This window comes from Pseudomonas sp. GW821-FHT03A09 (genome assembly GCF_059421065.1).
On sequence record NZ_JBWKUX010000012.1, the window covers coordinates 1 to 23632 of the forward strand.

General features: G+C 60.4%; 21 protein-coding genes. 5 read left to right on the forward strand and 16 right to left on the reverse strand.

The window, feature by feature from the left end:
• The coding region (locus tag AC07V4_RS20530) for a DUF6531 domain-containing protein (protein ID WP_492638107.1) at positions 1–1338 on the reverse strand (1338 nt) is incomplete at its 3' end.
• 303 nt (positions 1339–1641) lie between these two features.
• On the opposite strand from AC07V4_RS20530, the gene AC07V4_RS20535 reads away from it, so the two are divergent.
• A complete protein-coding gene (locus tag AC07V4_RS20535) occupies positions 1642–2727 on the forward strand; it encodes a DUF1615 domain-containing protein (RefSeq protein ID WP_492638106.1) in 1086 nt (361 codons plus the stop codon).
• Here AC07V4_RS20535 and AC07V4_RS20540 read toward each other — a convergent pair whose 3' ends face one another.
• A complete protein-coding gene (locus AC07V4_RS20540; RefSeq protein WP_492638105.1) occupies positions 2728–3513 on the reverse strand; it encodes a DUF4349 domain-containing protein in 786 nt (261 codons plus the stop codon).
• Positions 3514–3670: 157 nt separating this feature from the next.
• On the opposite strand from AC07V4_RS20540, the gene AC07V4_RS20545 reads away from it, so the two are divergent.
• The gene (locus AC07V4_RS20545; protein ID WP_492638104.1) at positions 3671–4087 is read left to right on the forward strand and encodes a PaaI family thioesterase; all 417 of its coding nucleotides are present in this window, start codon (positions 3671–3673) and stop codon (positions 4085–4087) included.
• A gap of 218 nt (positions 4088–4305) precedes the next feature.
• Here the strand turns inward: AC07V4_RS20545 and AC07V4_RS20550 are convergent, their stop codons facing one another.
• The 3 genes from AC07V4_RS20550 to AC07V4_RS20560 are packed head-to-tail and all read right to left on the reverse strand — an operon-like array spanning position 4306 to position 6892.
• Entirely contained in the window at positions 4306–5487 is a 1182-nt protein-coding gene (locus AC07V4_RS20550) for an acetyl-CoA C-acetyltransferase (protein ID WP_492638103.1), read from the reverse strand.
• 11 nt (positions 5488–5498) lie between these two features.
• Entirely contained in the window at positions 5499–6158 is a 660-nt protein-coding gene (locus AC07V4_RS20555) for a CoA transferase subunit B (RefSeq protein ID WP_431751284.1), read from the reverse strand.
• A gap of 35 nt (positions 6159–6193) precedes the next feature.
• Entirely contained in the window at positions 6194–6892 is a 699-nt protein-coding gene (locus AC07V4_RS20560; RefSeq protein ID WP_058425579.1) for a CoA transferase subunit A, read from the reverse strand.
• A gap of 133 nt (positions 6893–7025) precedes the next feature.
• Here AC07V4_RS20560 and AC07V4_RS20565 point away from each other — a divergent pair, with 133 nt between their 5' ends.
• A complete protein-coding gene (locus AC07V4_RS20565) occupies positions 7026–7928 on the forward strand; it encodes a LysR family transcriptional regulator (protein ID WP_431751283.1) in 903 nt (300 codons plus the stop codon).
• 65 nt (positions 7929–7993) lie between these two features.
• Here AC07V4_RS20565 and AC07V4_RS20570 read toward each other — a convergent pair whose 3' ends face one another.
• The 6 genes from AC07V4_RS20570 to AC07V4_RS20595 all read right to left on the reverse strand — a co-directional run bounded on the left by AC07V4_RS20570 (position 7994) and on the right by AC07V4_RS20595 (position 15743).
• Positions 7994–8323 (reverse strand): hypothetical protein, encoded by a 330-nt coding sequence (locus AC07V4_RS20570; protein ID WP_492638102.1) that lies wholly within the window; start codon positions 8321–8323, stop codon positions 7994–7996.
• 432 nt (positions 8324–8755) lie between these two features.
• Complete coding sequence (locus AC07V4_RS20575; protein ID WP_492638101.1) at positions 8756–9649, reverse strand: NAD-dependent protein deacetylase; 894 nt, start codon at positions 9647–9649, stop codon at positions 8756–8758.
• An 8-nt stretch (positions 9650–9657) separates the two neighbouring features.
• Positions 9658–10098 carry a CBS domain-containing protein gene (locus AC07V4_RS20580; RefSeq protein ID WP_492638100.1) on the reverse strand — a complete coding sequence of 147 codons (441 nt, stop codon included), beginning with the start codon at positions 10096–10098 and terminating at the stop codon, positions 9658–9660.
• Between the two features lie 132 nt (positions 10099–10230).
• Positions 10231–12180, reverse strand: a complete 1950-nt coding sequence (locus AC07V4_RS20585; protein WP_492638099.1) for a DNA topoisomerase III — start codon at positions 12178–12180, stop codon at positions 10231–10233.
• A gap of 228 nt (positions 12181–12408) precedes the next feature.
• Positions 12409–14031: an MFS transporter gene (locus AC07V4_RS20590; protein ID WP_492638098.1), complete on the reverse strand. Its 1623-nt coding sequence runs from the start codon at positions 14029–14031 to the stop codon at positions 12409–12411.
• Between the two features lie 65 nt (positions 14032–14096).
• The gene (locus AC07V4_RS20595; RefSeq protein ID WP_492638097.1) at positions 14097–15743 is read right to left on the reverse strand and encodes a GMC family oxidoreductase; all 1647 of its coding nucleotides are present in this window, start codon (positions 15741–15743) and stop codon (positions 14097–14099) included.
• 129 nt (positions 15744–15872) lie between these two features.
• Here AC07V4_RS20595 and AC07V4_RS20600 point away from each other — a divergent pair, with 129 nt between their 5' ends.
• Positions 15873–16766: a LysR family transcriptional regulator gene (locus tag AC07V4_RS20600; protein WP_492638096.1), complete on the forward strand. Its 894-nt coding sequence runs from the start codon at positions 15873–15875 to the stop codon at positions 16764–16766.
• Between the two features lie 133 nt (positions 16767–16899).
• Here the strand turns inward: AC07V4_RS20600 and AC07V4_RS20605 are convergent, their stop codons facing one another.
• The 4 genes from AC07V4_RS20605 to AC07V4_RS20620 all read right to left on the reverse strand — a co-directional run bounded on the left by AC07V4_RS20605 (position 16900) and on the right by AC07V4_RS20620 (position 21957).
• Positions 16900–18759 carry a DUF3857 domain-containing transglutaminase family protein gene (locus AC07V4_RS20605; protein ID WP_492638112.1) on the reverse strand — a complete coding sequence of 620 codons (1860 nt, stop codon included), beginning with the start codon at positions 18757–18759 and terminating at the stop codon, positions 16900–16902.
• Positions 18760–18915: 156 nt separating this feature from the next.
• Positions 18916–20016 carry a DNA alkylation repair protein gene (locus AC07V4_RS20610; RefSeq protein ID WP_492638095.1) on the reverse strand — a complete coding sequence of 367 codons (1101 nt, stop codon included), beginning with the start codon at positions 20014–20016 and terminating at the stop codon, positions 18916–18918.
• Positions 20017–20041: 25 nt separating this feature from the next.
• On the reverse strand, positions 20042–21388 hold the full coding sequence (locus tag AC07V4_RS20615; protein WP_492638094.1) for a glutamine synthetase family protein: 1347 nt from the start codon (positions 21386–21388) through the stop codon (positions 20042–20044).
• Between the two features lie 11 nt (positions 21389–21399).
• Positions 21400–21957, reverse strand: a complete 558-nt coding sequence (locus tag AC07V4_RS20620) for a helix-turn-helix domain-containing protein (RefSeq protein WP_492638093.1) — start codon at positions 21955–21957, stop codon at positions 21400–21402.
• A gap of 242 nt (positions 21958–22199) precedes the next feature.
• Here AC07V4_RS20620 and AC07V4_RS20625 point away from each other — a divergent pair, with 242 nt between their 5' ends.
• On the forward strand, positions 22200–23393 hold the full coding sequence (locus AC07V4_RS20625; RefSeq protein WP_492638092.1) for an MFS transporter: 1194 nt from the start codon (positions 22200–22202) through the stop codon (positions 23391–23393).
• Here AC07V4_RS20625 and AC07V4_RS20630 read toward each other — a convergent pair.
• The gene (locus tag AC07V4_RS20630) at positions 23356–23628 is read right to left on the reverse strand and encodes a DUF1652 domain-containing protein (RefSeq protein ID WP_431753266.1); all 273 of its coding nucleotides are present in this window, start codon (positions 23626–23628) and stop codon (positions 23356–23358) included. The two genes, AC07V4_RS20625 and AC07V4_RS20630, sit on opposite strands and share 38 nt — an antisense overlap.
• Between the last annotated feature and the right edge of the window lie 4 nt (positions 23629–23632).

The window sequence follows — 23632 nt, forward strand, 5'->3', positions numbered from 1 at the left end:
ATGACTCCAGCCAAACCCTAGCCCGCAATCCACTTCCACCGCACTGGTGCGATACAACCGCGTCCACTCAAACGGCAGCACGCCGTCCAACGTGCCATCGGTAAGGGTCAGCAGTTCCTCGCCGGTCACCATCGATACCGGGCAGCCGTTGGTAACGGTCTTGTCCGCACTGGCGGTGGCATCGCCATTCAGGTTCTTGCCCGAACCGGGCACATCGTCGACAGGCTCTTTCTGCTTCAGCACCGCGTTCTGCCGTGCCCGCCAGCGCATCTGCATCCGGCCTTGCTTCAGCCCGCCGACCACGCCGCGAACCGCCACTGCCTTGTAGCGATCCACGGCTTGCATAAATTTCTTCAGAATCGCAAGCAGGCTTTGAACAAAGCCAACAACGGCGTCAACGAGTCGCGCGCCGTACTTGGCCAGCCGCACACCCAGATAAGCCACACCCGCCGCTGGCAGTGCGATGGCCAACACCGCACCAATCACCAGATCGATCAACAACGAGACCAGAAAACCAGCAGCCACTTCGGCCATCTCGCCCGGAGGCAATGCGTCCAGCCAGATCATCGCCGTGCGCATCATCAGGTACAGCGCCGCCTCATCACTGGCCAGCAACATCGCCTGTTCCATGACCTTGGGGGCATCGGTGGCCACTTGTGCCAGCTTCGCCGCCTCGGCCCCCAGCTGTTCGGCAAATTTCAACGGGTCTTCGAGAATCGCCTGCACCAGCTTGATGCTGTCCCATGCGTCTCTGATCGCCGCCCAACTGCCCGCCAGCATGCCGCTGCCAATCGCACTGGCCGTTGATACCTCCCAATGGGGGCGGAACCCTGCCCACTGTGAGCGCAGCCATTGCTCCAGATCCGCCGTCAGCCCAGCATAGGAGGCGAACAACGCGTCGACCTGTTCGCCTGAAACCCCGCCTTGTACCCGCACCTGATAGCGCTCGCCTGCGGCGCAGTGGTGAGAGCCCTTGCCATGCTCATCCAGCATGACGACGGTAGAACTGCCGTCATCCAGCCCAATGACTTCAACCGGGATATCGCCGATCGGCACGTCATACACCGATTCGAATGTGCTCTCGATTTCCAGCACACCGCCTACCGGGCAACGAGCGACGGTAGAAAAATCCGCATCGGCAAGACTCACAGACTGCTGCGAGGCACCGACCCGCAACACCCGCTCCATCCCCAGCAGCGATGGCATATCCGCCGTATGGCTGACCGAATCCAGCGTCCGCGCATACCAGGCGTCCATCTGTTTTCGGTACTCCGCCAGACTCTGATGAAAGCTATCCAGCTCATGTTCGATATGAGCAATGTGTGCGGCGTGGGTCATCCGTGAGTTCTCCCCACGGAAGGTGCGTCTGAAGTTGCCCAATCAACCCACGCACAAAAAAGAAAAACCATCTGCAATCCCTCGCACTGTGTGATGAGGCGAAGGACTTTGCAGAGGTTTTTTAAGGCGGTATGCAGAGCTTATCTGGCTATAACGTGGGATGTTTCAGTGGCTTGCGTACTCCTCACGCAAACCGCTCGGCACACTCTGTAGTGAGGGGGCGCCCAGCAAATCAGCGAACCCCGGTTAGACTTACCTGTCGATATCCGCAATGCCCGGCCCGTCGCCGTTCAAGGAAGCCCCATGTATCCAAGCCGTCTGATCCTGTGTCTCACCACGTTGTTGGTGCTGGCCGGTTGCTCCACTACGCGCAACCCGCAACAGCCGCCACGCAGCGAGGCTGACGTGAAAGCGCAGATCGTGCGCCTGCTGCCGGCGTCGGTGCCGGACCGCAGTGGTTGGGCTCAAGACATCTACACGGCCTTCGACACCCAGAAGATCTACCCCAGTACCGAAAACATCTGTGCCGTGCTGGCGGTGACCGAACAGGAATCCACATATCAGGTCGACCCACCTGTGCCGAACATGGGCAAGATCGCCCAGGATGAAATCCTGCGTCGCGCCGGCAAGGTCCATGTGCCGGCATTCGTGATTCGCACCACGCTGCAATTGCGCTCGCCAACCGGCAAGTCCTACGCCGAGCGCCTGAGCGCCGCGCGTACTGAGAAGGACCTGAGCGGTATCTTCGATGACTTCATCAGCATGGTGCCGCTGGGCAACACATTGTTTGGCGGCTTCAACCCGGTACACACCGCCGGCCCGATGCAGGTGAGTATCGACTTTGCGCAGCAACATGCGCGGGGTTATCCCTACACGGTGGATGGCACGATTCGCCGGGAAGTCTTCACCCGACGTGGCGGCATGTATTTTGGCATCACTCATCTGCTCGGGTACCCGGTGAGCTACGACCAGCCGCTGTATCGCTTTGCCGATTTCAATGCCGGTTGGTATGCCAGTCGCAACGCCGCATTCCAGGCCGCCGTCAGCCGTGTTACGGGCACCGAACTGGCGTTGGACGGAGACTTGATTCGCTACGGGTCATTGCTGCCGGGCACCACCGAGCTGGCGGTGCGTTCGCTGGGTTCGAAGTTGGATATGCGCAACCCGAGCATTCGCAGCCAGTTGGAGCAGGGCGAGCAGCTGGATTTTGAAGACACCACGCTCTACAAGCGCGTGTTCACCCTGGCCGACAAGGCTGCCGGCAAGCCGGTGCCGCGGGCGATCCTGCCGGGCATCGTACTCAAGAGCCCGAAGATCACCCGCAACCTGACGACAGCGTGGTTTGCCAAGCGGGTGGATGAGCGATACCAGCGCTGTATGAAGCGCTGATCAAGCGCGGCGTTTGACGAACCGGCGCCACAACCCTACCCACAGCCATACGACCGGGAATGCCAGGATCACAAACGGCAGCACATAGCTGGCGCGTTCCAGGGCATCTGCCGTGCCGTTCACCAGATTGTCGCCCAGGTTGCTGAACATCCGGCTGAAGCGCGATTGCTGGTTCGCACCGTCGGAGGAACGGAAGTTGAGGGTGACGCGGTTGGTATCGAGGCGGCGCTGCTGACCGGCGGCGAGTTGGGCCAGTTCCTGCAGCTCGTTTTCGATGGACGCCTGTTCCTTGCTCAGGGCGATCAGGTCGCTGACGGTGATGTCTTTGCGTTTGGCCAGTTCATCAAGGCGCTGCTGCTGGGCTTGCAGGCGCTCTTGGCGGCGATGCACATCATTGACGGCATCGGCCAGGTCTTCGGCGGTGGTGATGCGCTGGCCGAGTTTGCCGCCTTCAGCCGCCATCGCGACCATTGGTTCCACACCCGTGGGCGCGATACGCAGGATGATCTCGCCGCCGTTGCCATCTTCGGTGATGCCCAGAATATTACAGGCACCAAAGCGGGCGGTTTCACAGGCTTCGCGGGTGGCTTGCATGCGCGGTGCGAGCAGGGCACCGGGCAGGGCCAGGGTCAGCTCATGTTCGTAGGCCAGTTGCGCGCCGGCCCGGCCTTGTTCGCCATTGATCACCGTGGCACGGGAGTGGTCCTTGGGCGAGCAGCCGGCCAGGGCCATCCCAGCCAGTAGGATCATGAACAACGGGCGAGATTTGCCGTCCAGATGGCGCATTGCAGTTCCTTGGGGTGTACAGGGGAAATGGACGGCGATTAAACCGGGTCTGGCGGATTAACGCAAAGCATCACGCTGGATTTGCACGGTGGATGTTGGTGGCCGCTGTGTGAGGTCTGGCGTACACCTCAAGCCTGACTCCAAGGATGAACTCGCCATGAACACGCCCGCCGTGCCCGAAGGTTTTGTTTCGTTACCACGCAGCAGCCCGTTGCTTGATTTGCTTGGCCCGGCCTATTGCCGGGGCGAAGGTCTGCAATTGGAAATCGGCCTGCGTGCCGATAACCGCCACGCCAACGGACGCGGCACGGTGCATGGCGGGGTGTTGGCGACCCTGGCGGATGTCGGCATGGGGTATGCGATGGCGTTTTCCAGCGAGCCGCCGCTGCCGTTGATTACGGCGAGCATGACCTTGGATTACTTGGGGGCGGTGCAGGTGGGAGAGTGGGTAGTGGTGCGCCTGGAGCATCATAAGCGCGGGCGGCAAATGGCGTTTGCCACGGTGAGTCTGCAAGTGGGGGAGAAGGTGGTGGCGCGGGCGAATGCGGTGTTTGCGGTGCCCAGAGTTGACTGAGTGCGCAAATCAATTGTGGGAGCGGGCTTGTGTGGGAGCCGGGCTTGCCCGCGATGCAGGCACCTCGGTGTGTGAGTCACACCGCGGTGATGCCATCGCAGCGGTGCGACGATTCGACAAGCCCGCTCCCACATGTGGACTGTGTTTTTTCAGGCATATCCCTTAAAGAAAAGGCCCGGTTTTCGTGGAACCGGGCCTTTTCCATGTTGCGCGTTGAATCAGTTGCGTTCGAGTGCGAGGGCGACGCCCTGGCCGCCACCGATGCACAGCGTCGCCAGGCCTTTCTTGGCATCGCGCTTGATCATTTCATGCAGCAGGGTCACCAACACGCGGCAGCCTGACGCGCCGATTGGATGGCCGATGGCGATGGCGCCGCCGTTGACGTTGACCTTGTCAGCGTCCCACTCCAGCTCTTTGCCCACCGCCAAGGATTGCGCGGCGAACGCTTCGTTGGCTTCGATCAGGTCCAGGTCACTCAGTTTCCAGCCGGCTTTGTCCAGGCAGCGGCGTGTCGCCGAGACCGGACCAATGCCCATGATGGCAGGGTCCACGCCCGCATTGGCGTAACTGGCGATACGTGCCAACACCGGCAGGCCGAGGGCCTTGGCCTTGTCGGCGCTCATCAGTAGCACCGCAGCGGCGCCGTCGTTGAGGCTTGAAGCGTTGCCGGCGGTCACGCTGCCGTCTTTCTTGAACGCGGGTTTGAGCTTGGCCAGGGATTCGGCAGTGGTGCCGGCGCGAGGTTGCTCATCCACGGCGAAGGCCACCGGGTCGCCTTTACGCTGAGGGATCAGGATCGGCGTGATTTCATCGACAAAACGCCCTGCTTCAATAGCAGCAGTGGCCTTTTGTTGCGAGGCAGCGGCGAACGCGTCCTGGGCTTCACGGCTGATGCCGTACTTGTCCACCAGGTTTTCGGCGGTGATGCCCATGTGGTAGTCGTTGAACGCATCCCACAGGCCGTCGGTGATCATGCTGTCGATCATCTTGGCATGGCCCATGCGCAAACCGGTGCGCGCGGCAGGCAAGACGTAGGGCGCCAGGCTCATGTTTTCCATGCCACCGGCAATGATCACGTCTGCGTCACCGCAACGGATGGCCTGGGCGCCCAAGTGCAGGGCCTTGAGGCCCGAGCCGCAGACCTTGTTCAGCGTCAGGCTTGGCACCGCGTGGGGCAGGCCCGCCAGGATCGAGGCCTGGCGGGCCGGGTTCTGGCCGCTGCCTGCGGTGAGTACCTGGCCGAGGATCACTTCATCCACCTGGGCCGGGTCCAGGCCGGTCTGCTCCAGCAGGCGACGGATCACTGCGGCGCCCAGTTCAGGTGCCGGGATATTGGCCAGCGAACCCTGGAAGCTGCCCACGGCGGTGCGGGTGGCAGCGACAATCACGACGTCTTGCATGGAATCTGTCCTCACTGGAATTGCATTTCTGGAACGTGGTCCGGGACGATCAGTTTACCGGCGGTCTTGCTCACAATCTCTTCAACGCTGACGCCAGGTGCGCGTTCCTTGAGGACAAAAGCGCCATTTTCAATTTCCAGGTAGGCCAGGTCCGTCAATACACGCTTGATGCAGTTCGCGCCGGTCAATGGCAGGCTGCATTGGCTGAGCAACTTGGACTCACCGTCCTTGGACGCGTGGGTCATGATCACGATGATGTTTTCCGCACCGGCCACCAGGTCCATGGCACCGCCCATGCCTTTCACCAGCTTGCCGGGGATCATCCACGAGGCGATGTTGCCCTGTACGTCCACTTCAAATGCACCGAGTACGGTGAGGTCGACGTGGCCGCCGCGAATCATCGCGAAGGACTCGGCGGAGGAGAAGATCGAGGCGCCGATGCGCGCGGTCACAGTCTGTTTGCCGGCATTGATCATGTCGGCATCGATGGTGTCTTCGGTCGGAAACGGGCCCATGCCCAGCAGGCCGTTTTCCGATTGCAGCATGACTTCCATGCCTTCAGGAATATAGTTGGCCACCAGGGTCGGAATGCCGATGCCGAGGTTGACGTAGTAACCGTCCTGCATTTCGCGGGCGACGCGTTGGGCCATTTGTTCGCGGGTAAGAGCCATGTTTTTTTCCTCTTATTGTCTGGGCTGGAGGCGGATTACTTGCGCACGGTGCGCTGTTCGATGCGCTTCTCGAACGTGCCGCAGATGATCCGGTCGACGTAGATACCAGGGGTGTGGATCTGCGCCGGGTCCAGCTCGCCCGGTTCGACGATTTCCTCGACTTCGACCACGGTGATCTTGCCCGCAGTGGCGGCCAGCGGGTTGAAGTTCTGGGCAGTGTGGCGATAAATGACGTTGCCGAAGTGGTCGGCTTTCCAGCCTTTGACGATGGCGAAGTCGCCGGTGATGGACTCTTCCATCAGGTACGGGCGACCGTTGAATTCGCGGGTTTCCTTGCCTTCGGCAACCGGAGTGCCGACGCCGGTGGCGGTAAAGAAGGCCGGGATACCGGCACCGCCTGCACGCATTTTTTCCGCCAGGGTGCCTTGGGGGGTCAGTACCACTTCGATTTCGCCGCTGAGCAGTTGCTTCTCGAACAGGGCGTTTTCACCCACGTAGGACGCGATCACTTTGCTGATCTGCTTTTGTTCCAGCAGAACGCCCAGGCCGAAACCGTCGACACCGCAGTTGTTGGAAACCACAGTCAGGTCGCGGGTGCCTTTGCGCTTGATCTCGGCGATGAGGTTTTCCGGAATGCCACACAGGCCAAAACCACCGGACAGCACGGTCATGCCGTCTTCCAGGCCTGCCAGCGCTTCTTCATAGGACGCCACGCGTTTATCGAAACCTGCCATATGCACCTCTTTTATTGTTTGTGGGCCAGCCAATGAACCGAGTGTTGCGCTGAAGCATTGATTTGTTAAGTTGTTTTTTAAGGTTGATTGATTTAAAAAACAGCATAGTTGCCTGGCCGTTTGGAGTCGCCTCATGACAGTTAAACAGATGCGTGCCTTTCTCGCTGTGGCCCAAACCTTGAGTTTTGCCGCGGCCTGCGAGCGCCTGCACCTTTCCCAATCGGCGCTGAGCCTGACCATCAAGGGGCTGGAGGAAGGGTTGGGCGGGCGCTTGTTCAGCCGCAACACCCGCAACGTTGCACTGACCCCTGAAGGCGAATCGCTGTTGCCCCTGGCTCGTCGTCTGATTGCCGACTGGGACAACGCCGAAGACGAACTGCGCCAGCGCTTCACCTTGCAGCGTGGACGGGTGACCGTCGCGGCGATGCCGTCGTTCGCAGGCAACCTGTTGCCGCCGATTCTCAAGATATTTCGCGAACGTTACCCCCACGTGAATGTGACGGTGCATGACCTGATCAATGAACAGGTGCTGGAGATGGTCCGCGACCGCCAAGTGGAGCTGGGCGTTGCGTTCGAGCCTTCAGAGGGGTCTTCGTTGGCGTTTACGCCGCTGTACCTGGACCGATTTATCGCGGTGGTGCCGGCTGATTCACCCTTGGCACAACGTACCGAGATCGATTGGAAAACCCTGCTGGAGCAGCCGTTCATTACCTTGCAGCGGCCTTCCACGGTGCGGGTCATGCTGGAGGAGCACCTGGGCGCCTTACAGATGAAACTGCCGGTAGCCCTGGAAAGCCATCAGTTGGCGACTGTGGGCAAAATGGTTGCCACTGGGTTGGGGGTCAGCGCCGTCCCCGCATTATGTGCGCGGCAGATGGAGGAGGCGGGCGCTCATTGCATCACTTTGAGTGACCCGGTGATCGAACGCCCCATTGGCGTGCTGACCAAGCCAGGGCATGAACTTTCAGCGGCGGCACAGGTGCTGTTTGATATTTTTCGGGATGAAGCCGGGAAGGGCAGGTTTCCGACTTTTTGATTGTGCCAGATACAAAAATGGGAGCTGGTAAACCAGCTCCCATATAAGTGAGTACTACTGAGTCGTTAGTAGTAACGGTCGATCACTTTAACTTGCGAGTTGTCTTTGAAAGACGCCCAGGCATTGTTAAGTGTGTCGAACACTTGCTCGATAAAGTTGCGATCAGCGGCAGCCTTCTTGCCGACATAACCCTGGCCACGGCGATACATCTTCAGGCGCGCCGCCAGTTCACGGTTATTGCGGTCGAACTCGGCTTCTTCGGTATGGGGCGCCAGGCAGTCGATTTTCACTTCGCCCGATTTACCCACCCACAGGATATGGTCGTCGAGTGTGTCTTTCTGCGCTGCGAACATCTCAGCCAATTCTTTGATAGTTGGTTGGTTGTTCAGATTCATGTGTAAGCCCCTTGACCAGTTGGCGATCTATCAATTGATTCGTGGTTAGTTGTCTCCGGTTCCGAAAACCGGGCGTCAGCGACTGTCTGCCGAATACGAGCAGGGTCTTGAACCTGATGCATGTAGTCTTGCTGATGAACTGCTACGCAATGGTTTCATAACGAAGACAAGCAGCGTTTTAGCTCCTTGTACCGAACCTTGCGGGTCGGTCAGCTTCATCAATCTGCCTTGTGGGCAGTGCACATCCGGAAAAAACAACTCGGCGGTCAGACGAGCTTGTTCAAAACACTGGTTACCAACGCTCCCGATCCGGGAGACGTCTCGATAATGCAAGGACAAAAAGGTTACGTCAACGGTTATGTAGTGATTTTTTTAAAGCACTACATAAATCGTTGTGGGGACGGGAGAATGCGGTAAAACGTGACTTGAGCGTCATTTTTTGGAAGGGAGGTCGAGGTCAACAGTGGCTGTAGTGAGCGGGCATTTCAGTCGTTCGGCCAGCAGGGGCAACAGGTGCTCGCATGAGGCTTCGATCTTTATCTGTAGAAGCTCATCACCACGGGTCTTGCCCAGGTTGATGGCAATCACTGGTTTGCCTTGCTCCACCATCGCCTTGCACAGGCGAAACGCTGAATAGGCCATCAGCGATGAGCCTACCACCAGCAACCCCTCGGCGTGTCCTACGGCAGCCATGGCTTTGGCAGCGGTGGCTTGGGCCACGTTCTCTCCAAAAAACACTACGTCTGGTTTCAGCCGTTCGCCATTGCAATGGGGGCAGTGGGGGACATGGAAGCGCTCCTCAAAGGCGGGGTCCAGCAGTGTGTCGCCGTCGGGAGCCTGTACGGCATCGACACTCGCCAGGTACGGGTTCTGATCCTCCATCACCCGCTGGATCACATCGCGCTCGCAGCGCTGCTGGCAATCGAGGCACAGCACACGACGCAGGCTGCCGTGCAGTTCAATCACATCATGGCTTCCAGCCTGATCATGCAGCGCGTCGACGTTTTGCGTGATCAAACCGCTGATGCGCTCGTCGCGCTGCAATGTGGCCAGCGCAAGATGGGCCTTGTTCGGCTGCGCAATACGTACCCGTGGCCAACCCAGCATGGCCCGCGCCCAATAACGACGTCGCGCCTGCGCAGTGGCCAGGAACTCCTGGTACATCATCGGCGGCTTGCCCCGGCGTACGCCTTCGCTGTCGCGATAATCGGGAATGCCCGACGACGTGCTGATCCCCGCACCGGTCAGTACCAGAAAGCGCCGTTCGGCCATGGCGCGGTGCAGGGGCTCGAGGTGGTCTTCTTGATGTTCCGGCGTGTCCAGCATGGGTTCCCCTATTCGCCGCGGATGTACTGCTCCAGCTGTCTGATCAGGTCCGCTTGGTCGGCAATGGCTTCTTTCACCAAGTCGCCGATGGACAGCAGACCCAGCAGTTTGCCGTCTTCGACCACAGGCAGGTGGCGCAGGTGACTGTCGGTCATGATGTTCATGCACTCATCGACCTTTTTATGAGTGTCGACGGTGATCACCGGAGAGCTCATTACCTCATGGACTTTCGTAGTCACCGACGACAGCCCCTTGAGCATGATTTTACGTGCGTAATCCCGTTCGCTGATGATCCCGACAACTGCGCCTTCCTTGACGACCGGCAAAGCCCCGACGTTTTTCTCCGACATGCGGACCAGTGCTTCAAATACGGTGTGGTCCCATTGGATGGTATGGACGTCCTGGTTTTTCTGGTCCTTGGCTTTCAGCACTTGTGCAACGGTTTTCATGGCGGCCACTCCGGTGTTGTTGTTAGGAAGTCAGCAGGTCCCCTACAGAATCCTAGACGGACTACGGTGCCGCAAGGCCCAAAGCGGCGCTAAACCCGTCGAAAAACGTCATTCGCCGGATTTTTTTGATGGTTATCCGGCATTTGTCGGCTTTTTCCCCCGCTTGGGTGCGGCTGCCGTCTTGCGTGGCGCGCTCTTGCGTTTCTTTTTCCAAGGGGGGGCACCTCGACCTGCCGGGCTGGCCGGGCCGGTGATGGTCATGCGCATGTCGTTGCAACGAGCCACTTGTTTGCTCATCCAGGCCGCTTGTTTGGCGACGAATTCTTCCAGGCTCATTTCCCCGCTTTGCACCATGTCCAGCGCCTGTTCCCAAATGGCGGTAGTGCCGGGGTCGGCGATGGCGCGGGGTACGGCGTCGATCAGGCTGAATGCCGCCGGGGTGGCAGAGAGCGCCTTGCCGTTTTTCACCAGATAACCACGGTCCAGCAGCCCCTGGATAATTCCGGCACGGGTGGCCTCGGTGCCGATACCGGTGGTGTCCTTGAGCTTTTGCTTGAGCAGTGGATCTTCCACCAGCTTGGCGACGTTTTTCATGGCCTTGATCAGGTCGCCTTCGGTGAAGGGTTTGGGTGGCTGGGTCCACAGGTCTTTGAGATTGACCTTGGCCACGTTGTAGTCCTGGCCTTGCACCAACGTCGGCAACGCTTGTGGGGCCGGTGCTTCGCGGCCTTTGGCGGGGGCCAGCGCTTCTGGCAAGGCCCGCTTCCAACCCGGTTCGATGATGACTTTACCGACCGCGCGCAACGCCTGGCCTGCACAGTCAAAGTCCGCCTGAGTGCGATCGTATTCGTGGTTGGGCAGGAATTGCGCCAGGTAACGCGCGCGAATCAAGGTGTAAACCGCCCGGTGTTTGCCGGTCAGTTGCCCGACATCCTTGCCGGCACCCGTGGGAATGATGCCGTGGTGGGCGCTGACCTTGGCATCGTTCCACGCCCGCGAGCGTCGTTGGGGGTCGATATGCGGCATCAGTTCGTTCACCGCCGCATCTGCACGGCCCAGCGCGGCGAGAATATGCGGGGCGTCACCGTGCTGGCTCAACGGCAAGTAGCCGCAATCACTGCGCGGGTAGGTAATGACCTTGTGGGTTTCGTAGAGCGACTGGGCGATATCCAGGGTTTCCTGGGCACCGAGGCCGAGTTTCTTTGAACAGATCTCCTGCAGGGTGCCCAGGTCGAAGGGCAGAGGCGCCACCTCGCGCATGCGTTCGGTGCGCAGCTTCACTAATCGGGCTGTGGCGGCATTGCTCATGGCGTCGGCCGCTTCCCGCGCCAGCTGTGGGTTGAGGCAACGGCCCTGGTCGTCGCAGGCATCTTCGGCTGCGCGCCATTGGGCGGTGAAGGTCATGCGCTCGTGGCGCAGGTCGACATCGATGGCCCAGTAAGCCACGGGTACGAAGTCGGCGATGCTACGGTCGCGGTCCACCACCAGGCGCAGGGTCGGCGTTTGCACCCGGCCTACCGGCAATACGCCCTGATACCCGGATTGGCGTCCGAGCAAGGTGAACAAGCGACTCATGTTCATGCCGATCAACCAGTCGGCGCGGGAACGGCCGAGGGCCGAGTGATACAGGCTGAAGGTTTCGGAGCCGGGCTTGAGCGCGGCCAGGGCCTTGCGGATGGAGGCGTCATCCAGCGCCGACAGCCACAACCGCTGGATCGGCCCGCGATAGCGGCAATGCTCCACCAGTTCACGGGCGATCATTTCGCCCTCGCGGTCGGCGTCGGTGGCGATCACCAGCTCGTGGGTTTCCCCCAGCAAACGCTTGACTGCCTTGAACTGGCTGGCGGTCTTGGGCTTGACCAGCATCTTCCATTTTTCCGGGACGATCGGCAGGTCGGCCAGCACCCAGCGTTTGTACTTGGCGTCGTAGGCATCCGGTGGGGCGGTTTCCAGCAGGTGGCCGATGCACCAGGTGACCGTGACCCCATTGCCCAGCCAACACCCGTCGCCGCGCCGGCTGGCGCCGAGTACGGCCGCGATATCCTTGGCCTGGGAGGGTTTTTCACAGAGGTACAGCCGCATGGTCATCACATCAGATCGGGTTGATGCCTTGCAGGATGCTTAGTCGGAGGGATTTGAGCAATCATTATCTGTATGGATGTACAGCAATTTGTGTGGGCGCCACAAAACAAAATGTGGGAGCGGGCTTGCCCGCGATGGCGGTGTATCAGTCAACACAGTTGCGACTGAGCTACCTCATCGCGGGCAAGCCCGCTCCCACAGGGGATCTGCTGTGTTCAGGCGAACAGGTCAGTTGTTATCGATATCCACATGCCGCGTTTCCTTGAGGCAGAACAACCCCACGACCAAGCTCACCCCGGTCACCACCACCGGATACCACAAGCCATAGAAGATATCGCCGGTGTACACCACCAAGGCAAACGACACCGTCGGCAGGAACCCGCCAAACCAGCCATTCCCGATATGGTAGGGCAGCGACATCGAGGTGTAGCGGATACGCGTCGGGAACAGCTCCACCATCAACGCCGCCAGCGGGCCGTAGCACATGGCGGCAATCAGGATCAGCGCCACGATCAGTACCACCACCATTACTTTATTGACCTGGGCCACATCCGCCGATGTCGGGTAACCGGCCAATGTCACCGCGCCGCGCAGGGCGGCTTCGTCGAAACCGTCGATGCGTACATCACCCACGCTCACCTGCACCGGGCTGCCCGTCGGGGCGGCGGCGCTGTGGTATGGCAAACCCTGTTTGACCAGGAAGGTCTTTACCTTGTCGCACGGACTGTCAAAACGCGCCTTGCCCACCGGGTCGAACTGGAAGGTGCAGGTGGCAGGATCAGCCAGCACGGTGATTGGTGCCTGGCGGCTGGCCTGGTCCATCGCCGGGTTGGTGTAGTGGGCCAGACCCTTGAAGATCGGGAAGTAAAGCACCGTCGCCAGCAACAGGCCGAGCATCAGCACCGGCTTGCGGCCGAGCTTGTCCGACAGCCAGCCAAACAGAATAAAGAACGGCGCACCGATCACCACGCTGATGATCAGCAGCATATTGGCCAGGGCAGGGTCCATCTTCAGGAATTGGGTGAGGAAGAACAGCACATAGAACTGCGCGGCATAGAAAGTGACCGCTTGCCCACCGTTGATGCTGAACAGGGCAATCAACACCACCTTGAGGTTTTCCCATTTGCCGAAGGATTCACGGATCGGCGATTTACTCGCCTTGCCTTCCTCCTTCATCTTCAGGAACGCCGGCGACTCATGCAGGCTCATGCGAATCCAGGTGGAAATGCCCAGCAGCACGATGGAAAACAGGAACGGAATACGCCAGCCCCACACCTCGAACTGGTCACCTGTGAAATAACGACAGGCCAGCACCACCAGCAATGACAGCAGCAGCCCAATGGTGGCGGTGGATTGAATCCAACTGGTGTGCAAACCGCGTTTGCCAGCGGGAGCGTGTTCGGCCACGTAAGTGGCCGCGCCACCGTATTCACCGCCCAGTGCCAGGCCCTGCAGCATGCGCAACACGATCAGGATGATCGGCGCGGCGATGCCAATACTGGCGTAGTTCGGCAACAGCCCGACGCAGAAGGTCGCCACGCCCATCAGGATGATGGTGACAAGGAAGGTGTATTTGCGCCCGATCATGTCCCCCAGGCGGCCGAACACCAGCGCGCCGAACGGCCGCACCACAAAGCCTGCGGCAAAGGCCATCAAGGCAAAGATAAACGCGGTGGTGTCGTTGACCCCGGCAAAGAACTGCTTGCTGATCACCGCCGCCAGGGCGCCGTAGAGGAAAAAGTCATACCACTCGAACACCGTGCCAAGGGATGAGGCGAAGATGACTTTCTTTGAATCGTTGTTGGTGCTCGCGTCGATTACCGAGCCCAAGGGTTGAGCATGTTCTGACATCGGGTAGCCCTCACAGTGATTATTTATTGTTGTTCCACTGTCGGCGCCGGGTACGGCGCCGCTATTCAGATTGCATGTACCAGTTCGTTCGCAGGTGCGAGGCTCCTTGTATTCGGCGACAGGATCAGCTGCGCGGCTTTCTCAGCGATCATCAGTGTAGGTGAGCAGGTGTTGCCGGACGTGATGCGCGGCATGATCGAGGCATCGGCGATGCGCAGGCCGGGTACGCCATGCACCCGCAGTTGCGCGTCGACCACAGCGTCTTGGTCAGCGCCCATGCGGCAGGTGCCCACCGGATGGAAGATCGTGGTGCCGATACGTGCGGCGGCTTCGTGCAGTTGTTCTTCGGTTTGCAGCGTGTCACCAGGCAGGTATTCCACCGGGTTGAACGGGCTCAGCGCCGGAGCGGCCACGATCCGTCGAGTCAGGCGAATCGCGTCGGCGGCCACCCGCAGATCTTCCGGGTGGCTGAGGTAGTTGGGCCGGATCAACGGGGCATCCGCCGGGTTGGCCGAACGGATATCGACGCGGCCACGGCTTTGCGGGCGCAGGTCGCAGACCGATGCGGTAAACGCCGGAAACCCGTGCAGCGGTTCGCCAAAACGCTCCAGGGACAGCGGTTGCACATGGTATTCAAGGTTGGCCGAGGTCTGTTCCGGGCCGGAGCGGGCAAACGCGCCAAGCTGGCTTGGCGCCATCGACAATGGGCCGCTGCGGTCATACAGGTAGCGCAGGCCCATGCCCATCTTGCCCCACAGGCTGCCTGCGATCTGGTTCAGGGTGCGCGCGTTTTCCAGCTTGTAGATCAGGCGCAGTTGCAGGTGATCCTGCAGGTTACCGCCGACTCCCGGCAGTTCATGCAGCACATTGATACCCAACGGCTTGAGCACATTCGACGGGCCAATCCCCGAGCGTTGCAGGATGCCCGGCGAGCCCACGGAACCGGCGCACAGCACGATTTCCTTGCGCGCTTTCCAACTGACTGGCTGGCCATGCTGACGCCCGACAACGCTGGATGCCCGGCCGTTTTCCAGCAACACACGATCGACTTCCACCTCGGTCAACACGGTGAGGTTGGGCCGCTGGCGGATCGGCTTGAGAAACGCCTTCGCCGCGTTCCAGCGCACGCCGGCCTTCTGGTTGACCTGGAAATAGCCGCAACCTTCGTTATCGCCCTGGTTGAAATCACTGACCGACGCAATACCGCTTTGCGCCGCCGCATCGCGAAAGGCATCCAGGATCGGCCAGTGCAAGCGTTGCTGTTCAACGCGCCACTCGCCGCCGTCGCTGTGGAACGCCGAGTTGCCGGCAAAATGGTTTTCGCTCTGCTTGAACAGCGGCAGCACGTCTTGCCAAGCCCAACCCGAGTTGCCGGCAGCGGCCCAGCCGTCGTAATCCCTAGCCTGGCCGCGCATGTAGATCATGCCGTTGATGGACGAGCAACCACCCAGCACCTTGCCTCGCGGGTAACTCAGCGCACGGCCTTGCAGGCCTTCCTGGGCTTCGGTCTTGAAGCACCAGTCGGTACGCGGATTGCCAATGCAGAACAGATAGCCGACGGGGATATGAATCCAGGGGTAATTGTCACGGCCACCGGCTTCCAGCAACAGGACGCGGTGGGCGGGGTTGGCGGACAGCCGATTAGCCAGCAGGCAGCCGGCGGGGCCAGCACCTACGACGATGTAATCGTATTCAGCAGTTGCTATGGGCATCTGGGGTCTCGCTTGTTTTTCTTATTGGCTCCATCCTAGTTGTTAGTTTTCGTCTTAAAAATGTTAGTTTTTACCCAGCTGCTGTGCGTTTTTAAACAGCGTGGGCCAGACTTGGACAAGGGAGGCGAGATGTTCGACTGGAATGACCTGCGGTATTTCCTTGAGTTGCAGCGCAGTGGCCGCCTGCTCACCGCCGCGCAACGCCTGAAGACTACCCACGCCACCGTGGCCCGGCATATCGAAGCCATCGAAAAGAGCCTCGGCACGGCGCTGTTCGTGCAGCATGCCCAGGGCTACGAACTGACGCCTGCCGGCGAAGCCCTGCTCAAGCACGCCGAAGCCATGGAAAACGTCGCGTTGCTGGCCGAAGACGAACTCACCCATTCGGCCGCGCCCTTGGGCAAGATTCGCCTCGGCGTGGCTGAAGGCCTGGGTGTGATGTTCCTGGCCGGGCGCATGGGCGGGCTGTTCGAGCGCTATCCCGGGCTGGAAGTGGAGCTGGTGGCGGTGCCGCGCTTTGTCAGCATCCTCAACCGCGAAGCGGAAATCAGCATCCACCTCGAACGCCCCAGCGTCGACCAACTCGTCACCCGCAAGCTCACCGACTACCGCCTCGCGCTCTACGCCAGCCGTGCCTACCTGGACCGCCACCCGCCCATCGAAAAACGCGAAGACCTCGCCGCTCATGCATGGATCGATTACGTGGACGACCTGCTGTTCAGCCAGGAACTGAAATTCCTCAGCAGTTTCTGCCGCAACCCTAAAGTGGTGTTCCACAGCACCAGCGTGATCGCCCAGCACCAGGCGGCGCGCTCGGGGTTGGGGATCGCGGTATTGCCGTGCTTCATGGCAGCGGGGGACCCGGATTTGGTGGCGTTGTTGCCAGGGGAGAGTATCCAGCGCAGTTACTGGATCAGCTCAAGAAGGGAGTTGCACAAATCTGTGCGGTTGCGGGTGTTGTGGGATTACGTGGTGGAGTTGTGTGCACGTGAGCAACGCTTGCTGCTCGGCGAATCCCACTGAAGAAACCGGCTAAAAAATGTGGGAGGGGGCTTGCTCCCGATAGCGGCCGGTCAGTCAATGCATCTGTGACTGAGCCACCGCCATCGGGGGCAAGCCCCCTCCCACAATTGGAGTGCGTTGTGTCAGATGAGGTTTAGAGCTTCACCACCTGATGCACCTGCTCGGCACACGCCCGCGCATCCTTAATCATTTTGCCGAACGCTTCACTGGCAATCTCATCGTGGCTCAGCCAGCGCTTTTTCTGGCTGAGGCGGTAGTGATAGCGCAGTTCGCCGTCTTTGAGCGTACCGTCCAGGTCCATGTCGTACCAGGGCGAGCGTACTTGGCAGCCGGGAATCGCTTTCTCCATCTGCCCGCCGGTGAGGGTGATGGTGTAGTCGTTGGTTTCGGGGTTGCCCAGGTACAGCTCGGCTTGTTGCCCCTGGCGGCGGTAGTTGATGAAGCCGTCCCAGCGCTCTTTCAAGGATTGGTCGGTGTAGATGTAATCGTTCGCCAGTTTTTCCAGGGCGCGCTGGTCGTGCAGGGTGGCGTTGACGGTGTAGCCGTCGTGCACGACGAAGGCAGTGGGCTCGCGGGTGATGTGGCAGTCGCTGATCTCGTTGCCGAAGTTGGCGCAGATGTTCTGGTCGGTGGCGGTGGTGCCTTGTTGGCGGTCGGCGACGCTCAGTTGCATCAGCGGCAAGCGGCTGAAGGTGATGGTGGCTTGGGTCGCGCCGTTGCCCTGTTTGTCGAACTGTACTTTTTTGTCCCGGCGCAGGGTGGTTTCAGGACGTTCCAATGGGATGTGTTCTTCGCGGACTTGACCCTGAGCATCGTTGACCAGCACCCAGCGGTCCTGGATGTCCGGCATGACTTGGCCTGGGGCGAACACCGGGTTGGTCGGGTCGAGCCACCACACCTGACCGTCCACTTCGGCGCGTACGATGGCGTGGTTCGGGGCGAGGGTGCCGGGGATGAGTAACGATTCGACCACCTCGCCACGGCTGATCCAGGCGGTTTCGGCCTTGATACCGCTGGCCTTGAGCATGGCGGTCAGCAGGATCGCCAAGTCTTTGCAGTCACCATAGCCATGCTCCTCGATTTCCGCGAGGTTGAACGGCACGTAGCCGCGCTCGGTGGCGCGCCAGTCGCCCAGGTAGCGGTAGTGATCGTTGATGTGCTGCATCAGTGCGGCGACTTGCTCAGCCGGTGCCAAGCTGCGTGCAGCGGTGACGGCGGCAGCACTTTGCGCGGGCAGGTTGGCGCCGAGGATCTGGTTGTAGCGTTGGGCGAAGTCACCGAAATAGGCCTGGCGATCCAGGGCACTGCCCACTTCCAGGCGCGGGATGCGCAACAGTGCGGCGCTGGAGGCTTCGTTGATGTAGTTGAGATAGGCCGGCGCTTTCTGCACCACGTCCAGGGTCTTGCCGTTGGCCGAGGGCGTTACTTTAAAACCGTCGAACAGTTCGCTGCGCCATTGGATAGGTCGCTCGGCGGTAAAGCGCGCCTTGAAGCGGTCGCGCCGTGCGGCGCTGGGGCCGAACTTGAGGGCGTAGTGAAACTGAGTCATCAGCGGTTTCGCAGGATTATGTTCGCGCACGGTCAGGCGGATCTGCGTGCCGACACGCAGGTTGGGGAAGGCCAGCGATGTCTGCTTGTCGCGGCTGAAGCCCTGGTCCGGGTTGGGTGCGGTGCGGGTGTCGATCTGCGCGGCACCCAGGGCGACTGGCTTGGCGCCGGGCTGGGTGGACGCTGCGCTGATCACTTCAAAGGTGTCGCCTTCGGAGTAGTCGAAGTCGATGCGCGACAGCATCTCGCGACCGTTGGGCTTGAGGATGGTGTAGTGGTACGTGGTGGTGCAGTCGGTGCTGGCGTCACGGTTGAAGTGGCAGTGCAGCTCGGTGTCGCTGGCCAGCGGGGCTTCGGCCATAGGTTGCAGTGCAGCGTAAGTGGACTGGGCAGCGAACCCCAGACTGAGGGCAAGCAAGGGGCGGTGAAACGAAAAACGGTGCAAACGGTACATTGGCGCCTCGGGTGACACAGTGGAACAACTACCCGACGGGTAGTGAGAAGGCGACAGATGATAATTGATCGCAACAACAAAAGCCAGGATTGTTCGACAATCTGTCTGGCTGTAAGGCCCGAGATAGAGCCTTTTCTTTGATTTGTGTCAGGGTTTTCGCAGTTCGAACTCGGCGCTGGCGAGCTTCTCGCCATTGATCAGCACATGCACCGTGTGTCGGCCGGGGTAGTGCTTGCGTGTGGTCAGCTCGCGGATATGTTGCTCGCGGCGAATACTGTGATGTTCCCCCGCACCGAGGGTAAATGCCTTGAGTTTGAAGACCTTGGCGGCGCTGTGGCCGGCACTTTTTATGTAGTCGATGGCGTAGTCCACCACCAGTTTTTGCGCAGTGGCGGCGGTGGATTCCAGGCTGAAGGACAGACTGATGCGTTCACCCAGGTTGATCACCGCTGGGGTGACTTTCAGCTGATGAATCTTCACTTCGGCCTTGGCGCCCGCGCCCATGATTGTCAGCGCGCGGGTGTTGCCTTGCTTGATCAGGCTGCGCAGCGCATGGCGGGCGATCCAAGCCGTGTGGGGGTTCTCCAGCGACCAACCTTCGATCAGGCTGAGCACCCAATCCGGATGGTCCTTGGTGATGTCGTTGAGGTGGTTGGCCACCGACTTGCGCACATACAGGCTGGGATCGGCCTTGAGGTTGTCGAGGATCGAGGCGCACAGCTCGGGGTTGGCTTGCACGTGCGCCAGGCGAAACGACCACGGCAGGCGCGGGCGCGAGCCTTCGCTGGCCAGGCGCCGTACATGTTCGTTGTCGTCCAGCGACCAGGCTTGCATCACTGCCAAGGTGCGTTCGAAGTCATCCAGCAGGAAATGGCGGATGGCAAATTCGGCGGAGCCAAAGGTCGTGAAATATTTGAGCGCCGCCATCGAGCGCGTGAAGTCGTCGCGCCCGTAACTGGCCACGTAGTGTGGCAGGAACAGGCTGACGAACCCGCTGTTCAGGCGCGGTGCCAGCGCATAAAGCAGCTTGAGGGTGTGCGGGTAATCCAGCGGGATGATCGCCTGCAGGCTCTCGCTGACCCGTGCCATGCGCTGCATCACCGACAACTCGGCGAGCCCGGCCGTGGCGTGCTTGAGGAAGCCCTTGGCGTCGAAGTCCGGGTACACCGCCGTCATCTCGGTGGCGATGTGTTGCAGGCGTTCGACGTTGAAGATTTCCTTGAGGGCCGGGGCGCTTTGGTCGGTCATCGGTGAGTCCATGCAGGTGAGCGGGTCAGAGAAACCAGCGATATTCCCGTGCAGCAATCTCTTGCTGGAAGGCCAAGTGATCCTGGCGTTTGTTCTCGCAATACACGTCGATAAATTCGCCGCCCAGTTTATCGCGCAATACCGGTTGATGCTGCATGGCGCGCACGGCATCGAGCATTTCCAGGGGGAAATCCGTGCCGCTGGTGCGGTCGTCATTCAGCGGCGCGATGGGATCGCGCTTGGCTTCAAGGCCATGTTCCAGGCCAGCGAGAATCGCTGCCAGTACCAGATACGGATTGGCATCGGCACTGGCCAGGCGGTGTTCGATCCGCAAGTTGCGCGGGTCGGATTCGGGAATGCGCACGCACGCGTCGCGGTCCTCAAAGCCCCAACTGGCGCGGGTCGCCGCATTGACCGTACCGCCCAGGCGGCGGAAGGCGTTGTGGTTGGGCGAGAAGATCGGCATGCAATGCGGCAGCAGTTCCAGGCAACCGGCCACAGCATGACGCAGCGGCTGTTGCTGGTGCGCCGCCAGCAAGTTGTTGCCCGCCGCATCATAAAGGCTCACGTGCACATGCATGCCGCTGCCGGGGTATTGCAGGTACGGCTTGGCCATGAAGCTGGCGCGGTAACCGTGTTTGAGTGCTACGCCACGGGTACTGCGGCAGAACAGGGCGGCCCAGTCGGCGGCGCGCAGGCCGTCGTCCAAGTGGCCGAAATTGATCTCGAACTGGCCGGGGCCGATCTCGGCGGTGATCACCGTGATGTCGATACCTTGGTCCTTGGCGGTTTGTGCCATGTCGTCGAGCACTTCGTTGAAGCGCGACAGGCGCTCGATATGCAGGTTAGGCTGGTCATCGGCGTCGTCGCTCAACGGGTCGCGGGCGAATTGCGGCAGGCCGTTGTTGAGCTTTTTATCGAACAGGTAGAACTCCAGTTCAAACGCCACCACCGGGTGTATGCCCTTGTGTTGCAGGCGTTCCAGCACCTTGGCCAGCACTTCACGGGGTTCGAATTCGATGGGCGCTTCGGTGCCGTCCGAGGTGATCAGCATCTGGCCCAGCGGCTGGTTTTCCCAGGTGACGGGTTTGAGCGTGCCCGGCACCAAGCGGCGGTTGGCGTCCGGATCGCCGTCGTTGAAGCAGTAATCGCCGATCTTGAACAACCCACCCTGAACCCCCAGCAGCACGGCGTTTTGCGGCAGCTTCAGAGGGCTGCCGGCGGCGACTTTTTCGAGCATCTCGACCGGGTAGCGCTTGCCGTAGAAATGCCCGGGGATGTCGAGGGCGATCAGGTCGACATAACGCACGTCGGGGTGGTTCTGGCGAAAGGTCCGTACTTCGGCCAGCAACGTCGAGGAATGGCTTTTCACGGGTGCAGCTCCTAGTTGTAAACCCACAATACGCGGGCGGGCAGGTCGGTCAGATTGGCGTAGCGACAGTGGGCGAAACTGGCCAGGTGGAAGCTGTCACCCGGGCCGAGGGTGACCGCGTCGGCCTCACCTTCCACCCACAACGTCAACTCGCCTTCCAGCACAAAACCGGCCTGCTCGGCGCGGTCGCTCATGGTCTGTTCACCGCTATTGGCGCCGGGCGCGAGCAGGCTGTCGAGCATCGAGAATGCGCCGTTCATGCTCGGAGAGACGAGGATGTCGGTGATGCCATTGGCGTAATACACCGTACGCCGTTCGTTGGGGCGGGTGATCCAGTCCACGGCCTTGGGTTTGGGCTGGCTGTAGAAGTAGGTGGTGGGCACGTCGAGAGCGTGGCTGATGGCGGTGAGGTCGGCCACGGTCGGGCGCGACAGGCCGCGCTCTACCTGGGACAGGAAACCCACCGAACGCTCGATTTTTTGCGCGAGTTGGGCCAGGGTGAGTTTCTTGTGTTTGCGCAGGTCGTGGATCAGCGCGGCCAGGGCGGCGAGTTCTTCTTGTGGGGTCATGAAATTTATTTCGATAAATTTCATGAAAAAATACATAGATTATTTCACGCTGGCAATGGGGATGACGCTGCAAGCGCTTTTATTCGAGCTGGAGCAAATGCACCACGCGCTCAGATGTGGGGCGGTAGCGGAGGGTGTTTGATCAGGGTACACCCGTTAAAAAATGACCTGCCGTTGTGCCCTGCTCTTGGGGTAAGGTAACCGGCCAAAAGGGTCGCGTTACCTTCTAAAAAGAGAGCAGGATGCTTGCCACAATAAGAAACTACCCCCGCACCGTTAACCTGTTGCTGTCCGCCACGTTGATGCTGACGTTGGCCAAGGCGATCACATTTCCGTACCTGGTCATTTACCTCACCCGCCATTTCGGCCTCGACATCACCCAGGTTGGCCTGGTGATCGGCAGTTCGCTGATCATCGGCTCGCTGCTCAGTGTCTACGGGGGCTTTCTCGTCGACCGCATCAACAGTTATCGCCTGCTGCTCGGCTTGAGTGTGCTGTTTGTACTGGGCTTTATCGGCACGGTGCTCGCGGGGAATATCTGGGCCTTCTACAGCTGCCTGATCCTGATCAACCTGGCTTACGCCGTCATCGACATCGCGGTGAAGGCAGGCTTTGCCAGCCTGTTGCCGGAAGACGCGCGCAGCGAAGTGTTTTCCATCAAGTACACCCTGACCAATATCGGTTATGCGGTGGGGCCTGCTTTCGGGGCCATGGTCGCCAAAATGGATATCGGCCTGCCGTTCATCCTGTCGGCGCTGTTGGGGGCGGGTTTTTTCCTGCTGTATTGGCGCTGGGGTGATCGCACGTTGACCACCGTCGATGTCACGCAGAAGCCGGTGTCGTTCATGGCAGTGGGTCGCGTGCTGCTGCGGGACCATCGCCTGGTGTGCTTCACCCTCGGCGGCGTGCTCAGCGCCGTGGTGTTCGGCCAGTTCACCGCGTGGCTGTCGCAGTACCTGGTGACGACCACTACGGCGGAATACACCTACACCGTGGTCAGTGCCGTGCTCACCACCAACGCCGTGGGTGTCATTGCCTTGCAGTATGTGATTGGCCGGCGCATTTCCCACCGGTATCTGAGCCAGTGGTTGGTCGCTGGGCTGGGCATGTTCATGTTGGGCTTGATCGGTTTTGCGTTGTCCACCAGCGTGCTGTGGTGGGTGCTGGCGATGGCGGTGTTCACCGTGGGGGAAATCATCGTGTTTCCGGCCGAGTACATGTTTATCGACCGGATCGCTCCGGACCACCTGCGGGGCATGTATTACGGAGCGCAGAACTTGTCCAACCTGGGCGCGGCCCTGGGGCCGGTGTTGTGCGGGCTGGTGCTGGCCAGCCTGCCGGCCCACACCATGTTCTACATGCTGGGGGCGTTTATCGTCGGGGGAGGGGTGTTCTATTTCATTGGGGCGTCGTTGAAGGCAAATCATCCAGCGTGAGCTTGCCCACGTTGTTGCTTTCCAGTTCGTAGCGCAGCTCTTCCACCATTTTTGCCACTTCTTGCGGGGTCTGCAGCCGGTTGGTGCTGATCCCGGTGACCACCAGGTCGACCCGGCCGGTGTCGGCGTCGAAGACCTTGAGGGTCAGGGATGCATCCCGGCACAGGGTGAATTCGCAGGTCAGCGGCGACAAGCCTTCTTCGATGCAGTTGCGCAGTTGAGAGACGGTAAACATGCTG

Bases quoted from the DNA above. Each gene is read 5' to 3' on its own strand.
- AC07V4_RS20565 (WP_431751283.1), top strand. From the start codon at position 7,026: ATGACAGTTAAACAGATGCGTGCCTTTCTCGCTGTGGCCCAAACCTTG.
- AC07V4_RS20620 (WP_492638093.1), bottom strand. From the start codon at position 21,957: ATGACCCCACAAGAAGAACTCGCCGCCCTGGCCGCGCTGATCCACGAC.
- AC07V4_RS20585 (WP_492638099.1), bottom strand. From the start codon at position 12,180: ATGCGGCTGTACCTCTGTGAAAAACCCTCCCAGGCCAAGGATATCGCG.
- AC07V4_RS20610 (WP_492638095.1), bottom strand. From the start codon at position 20,016: ATGACCGACCAAAGCGCCCCGGCCCTCAAGGAAATCTTCAACGTCGAA.
- AC07V4_RS20630 (WP_431753266.1), bottom strand. From the start codon at position 23,628: ATGTTTACCGTCTCTCAACTGCGCAACTGCATCGAAGAAGGCTTGTCG.
- AC07V4_RS20570 (WP_492638102.1), bottom strand. From the start codon at position 8,323: ATGAATCTGAACAACCAACCAACTATCAAAGAATTGGCTGAGATGTTC.
- AC07V4_RS20540 (WP_492638105.1), bottom strand. From the start codon at position 3,513: ATGCGCCATCTGGACGGCAAATCTCGCCCGTTGTTCATGATCCTACTG.
- AC07V4_RS20575 (WP_492638101.1), bottom strand. From the start codon at position 9,649: ATGCTGGACACGCCGGAACATCAAGAAGACCACCTCGAGCCCCTGCAC.
- AC07V4_RS20545 (WP_492638104.1), top strand. From the start codon at position 3,671: ATGAACACGCCCGCCGTGCCCGAAGGTTTTGTTTCGTTACCACGCAGC.
- AC07V4_RS20550 (WP_492638103.1), bottom strand. From the start codon at position 5,487: ATGCAAGACGTCGTGATTGTCGCTGCCACCCGCACCGCCGTGGGCAGC.
- AC07V4_RS20560 (WP_058425579.1), bottom strand. From the start codon at position 6,892: ATGGCAGGTTTCGATAAACGCGTGGCGTCCTATGAAGAAGCGCTGGCA.
- AC07V4_RS20580 (WP_492638100.1), bottom strand. From the start codon at position 10,098: ATGAAAACCGTTGCACAAGTGCTGAAAGCCAAGGACCAGAAAAACCAG.
- AC07V4_RS20595 (WP_492638097.1), bottom strand. From the start codon at position 15,743: ATGCCCATAGCAACTGCTGAATACGATTACATCGTCGTAGGTGCTGGC.
- AC07V4_RS20625 (WP_492638092.1), top strand. From the start codon at position 22,200: ATGCTTGCCACAATAAGAAACTACCCCCGCACCGTTAACCTGTTGCTG.
- AC07V4_RS20600 (WP_492638096.1), top strand. From the start codon at position 15,873: ATGTTCGACTGGAATGACCTGCGGTATTTCCTTGAGTTGCAGCGCAGT.
- AC07V4_RS20535 (WP_492638106.1), top strand. From the start codon at position 1,642: ATGTATCCAAGCCGTCTGATCCTGTGTCTCACCACGTTGTTGGTGCTG.
- AC07V4_RS20555 (WP_431751284.1), bottom strand. From the start codon at position 6,158: ATGGCTCTTACCCGCGAACAAATGGCCCAACGCGTCGCCCGCGAAATG.
- AC07V4_RS20590 (WP_492638098.1), bottom strand. From the start codon at position 14,031: ATGTCAGAACATGCTCAACCCTTGGGCTCGGTAATCGACGCGAGCACC.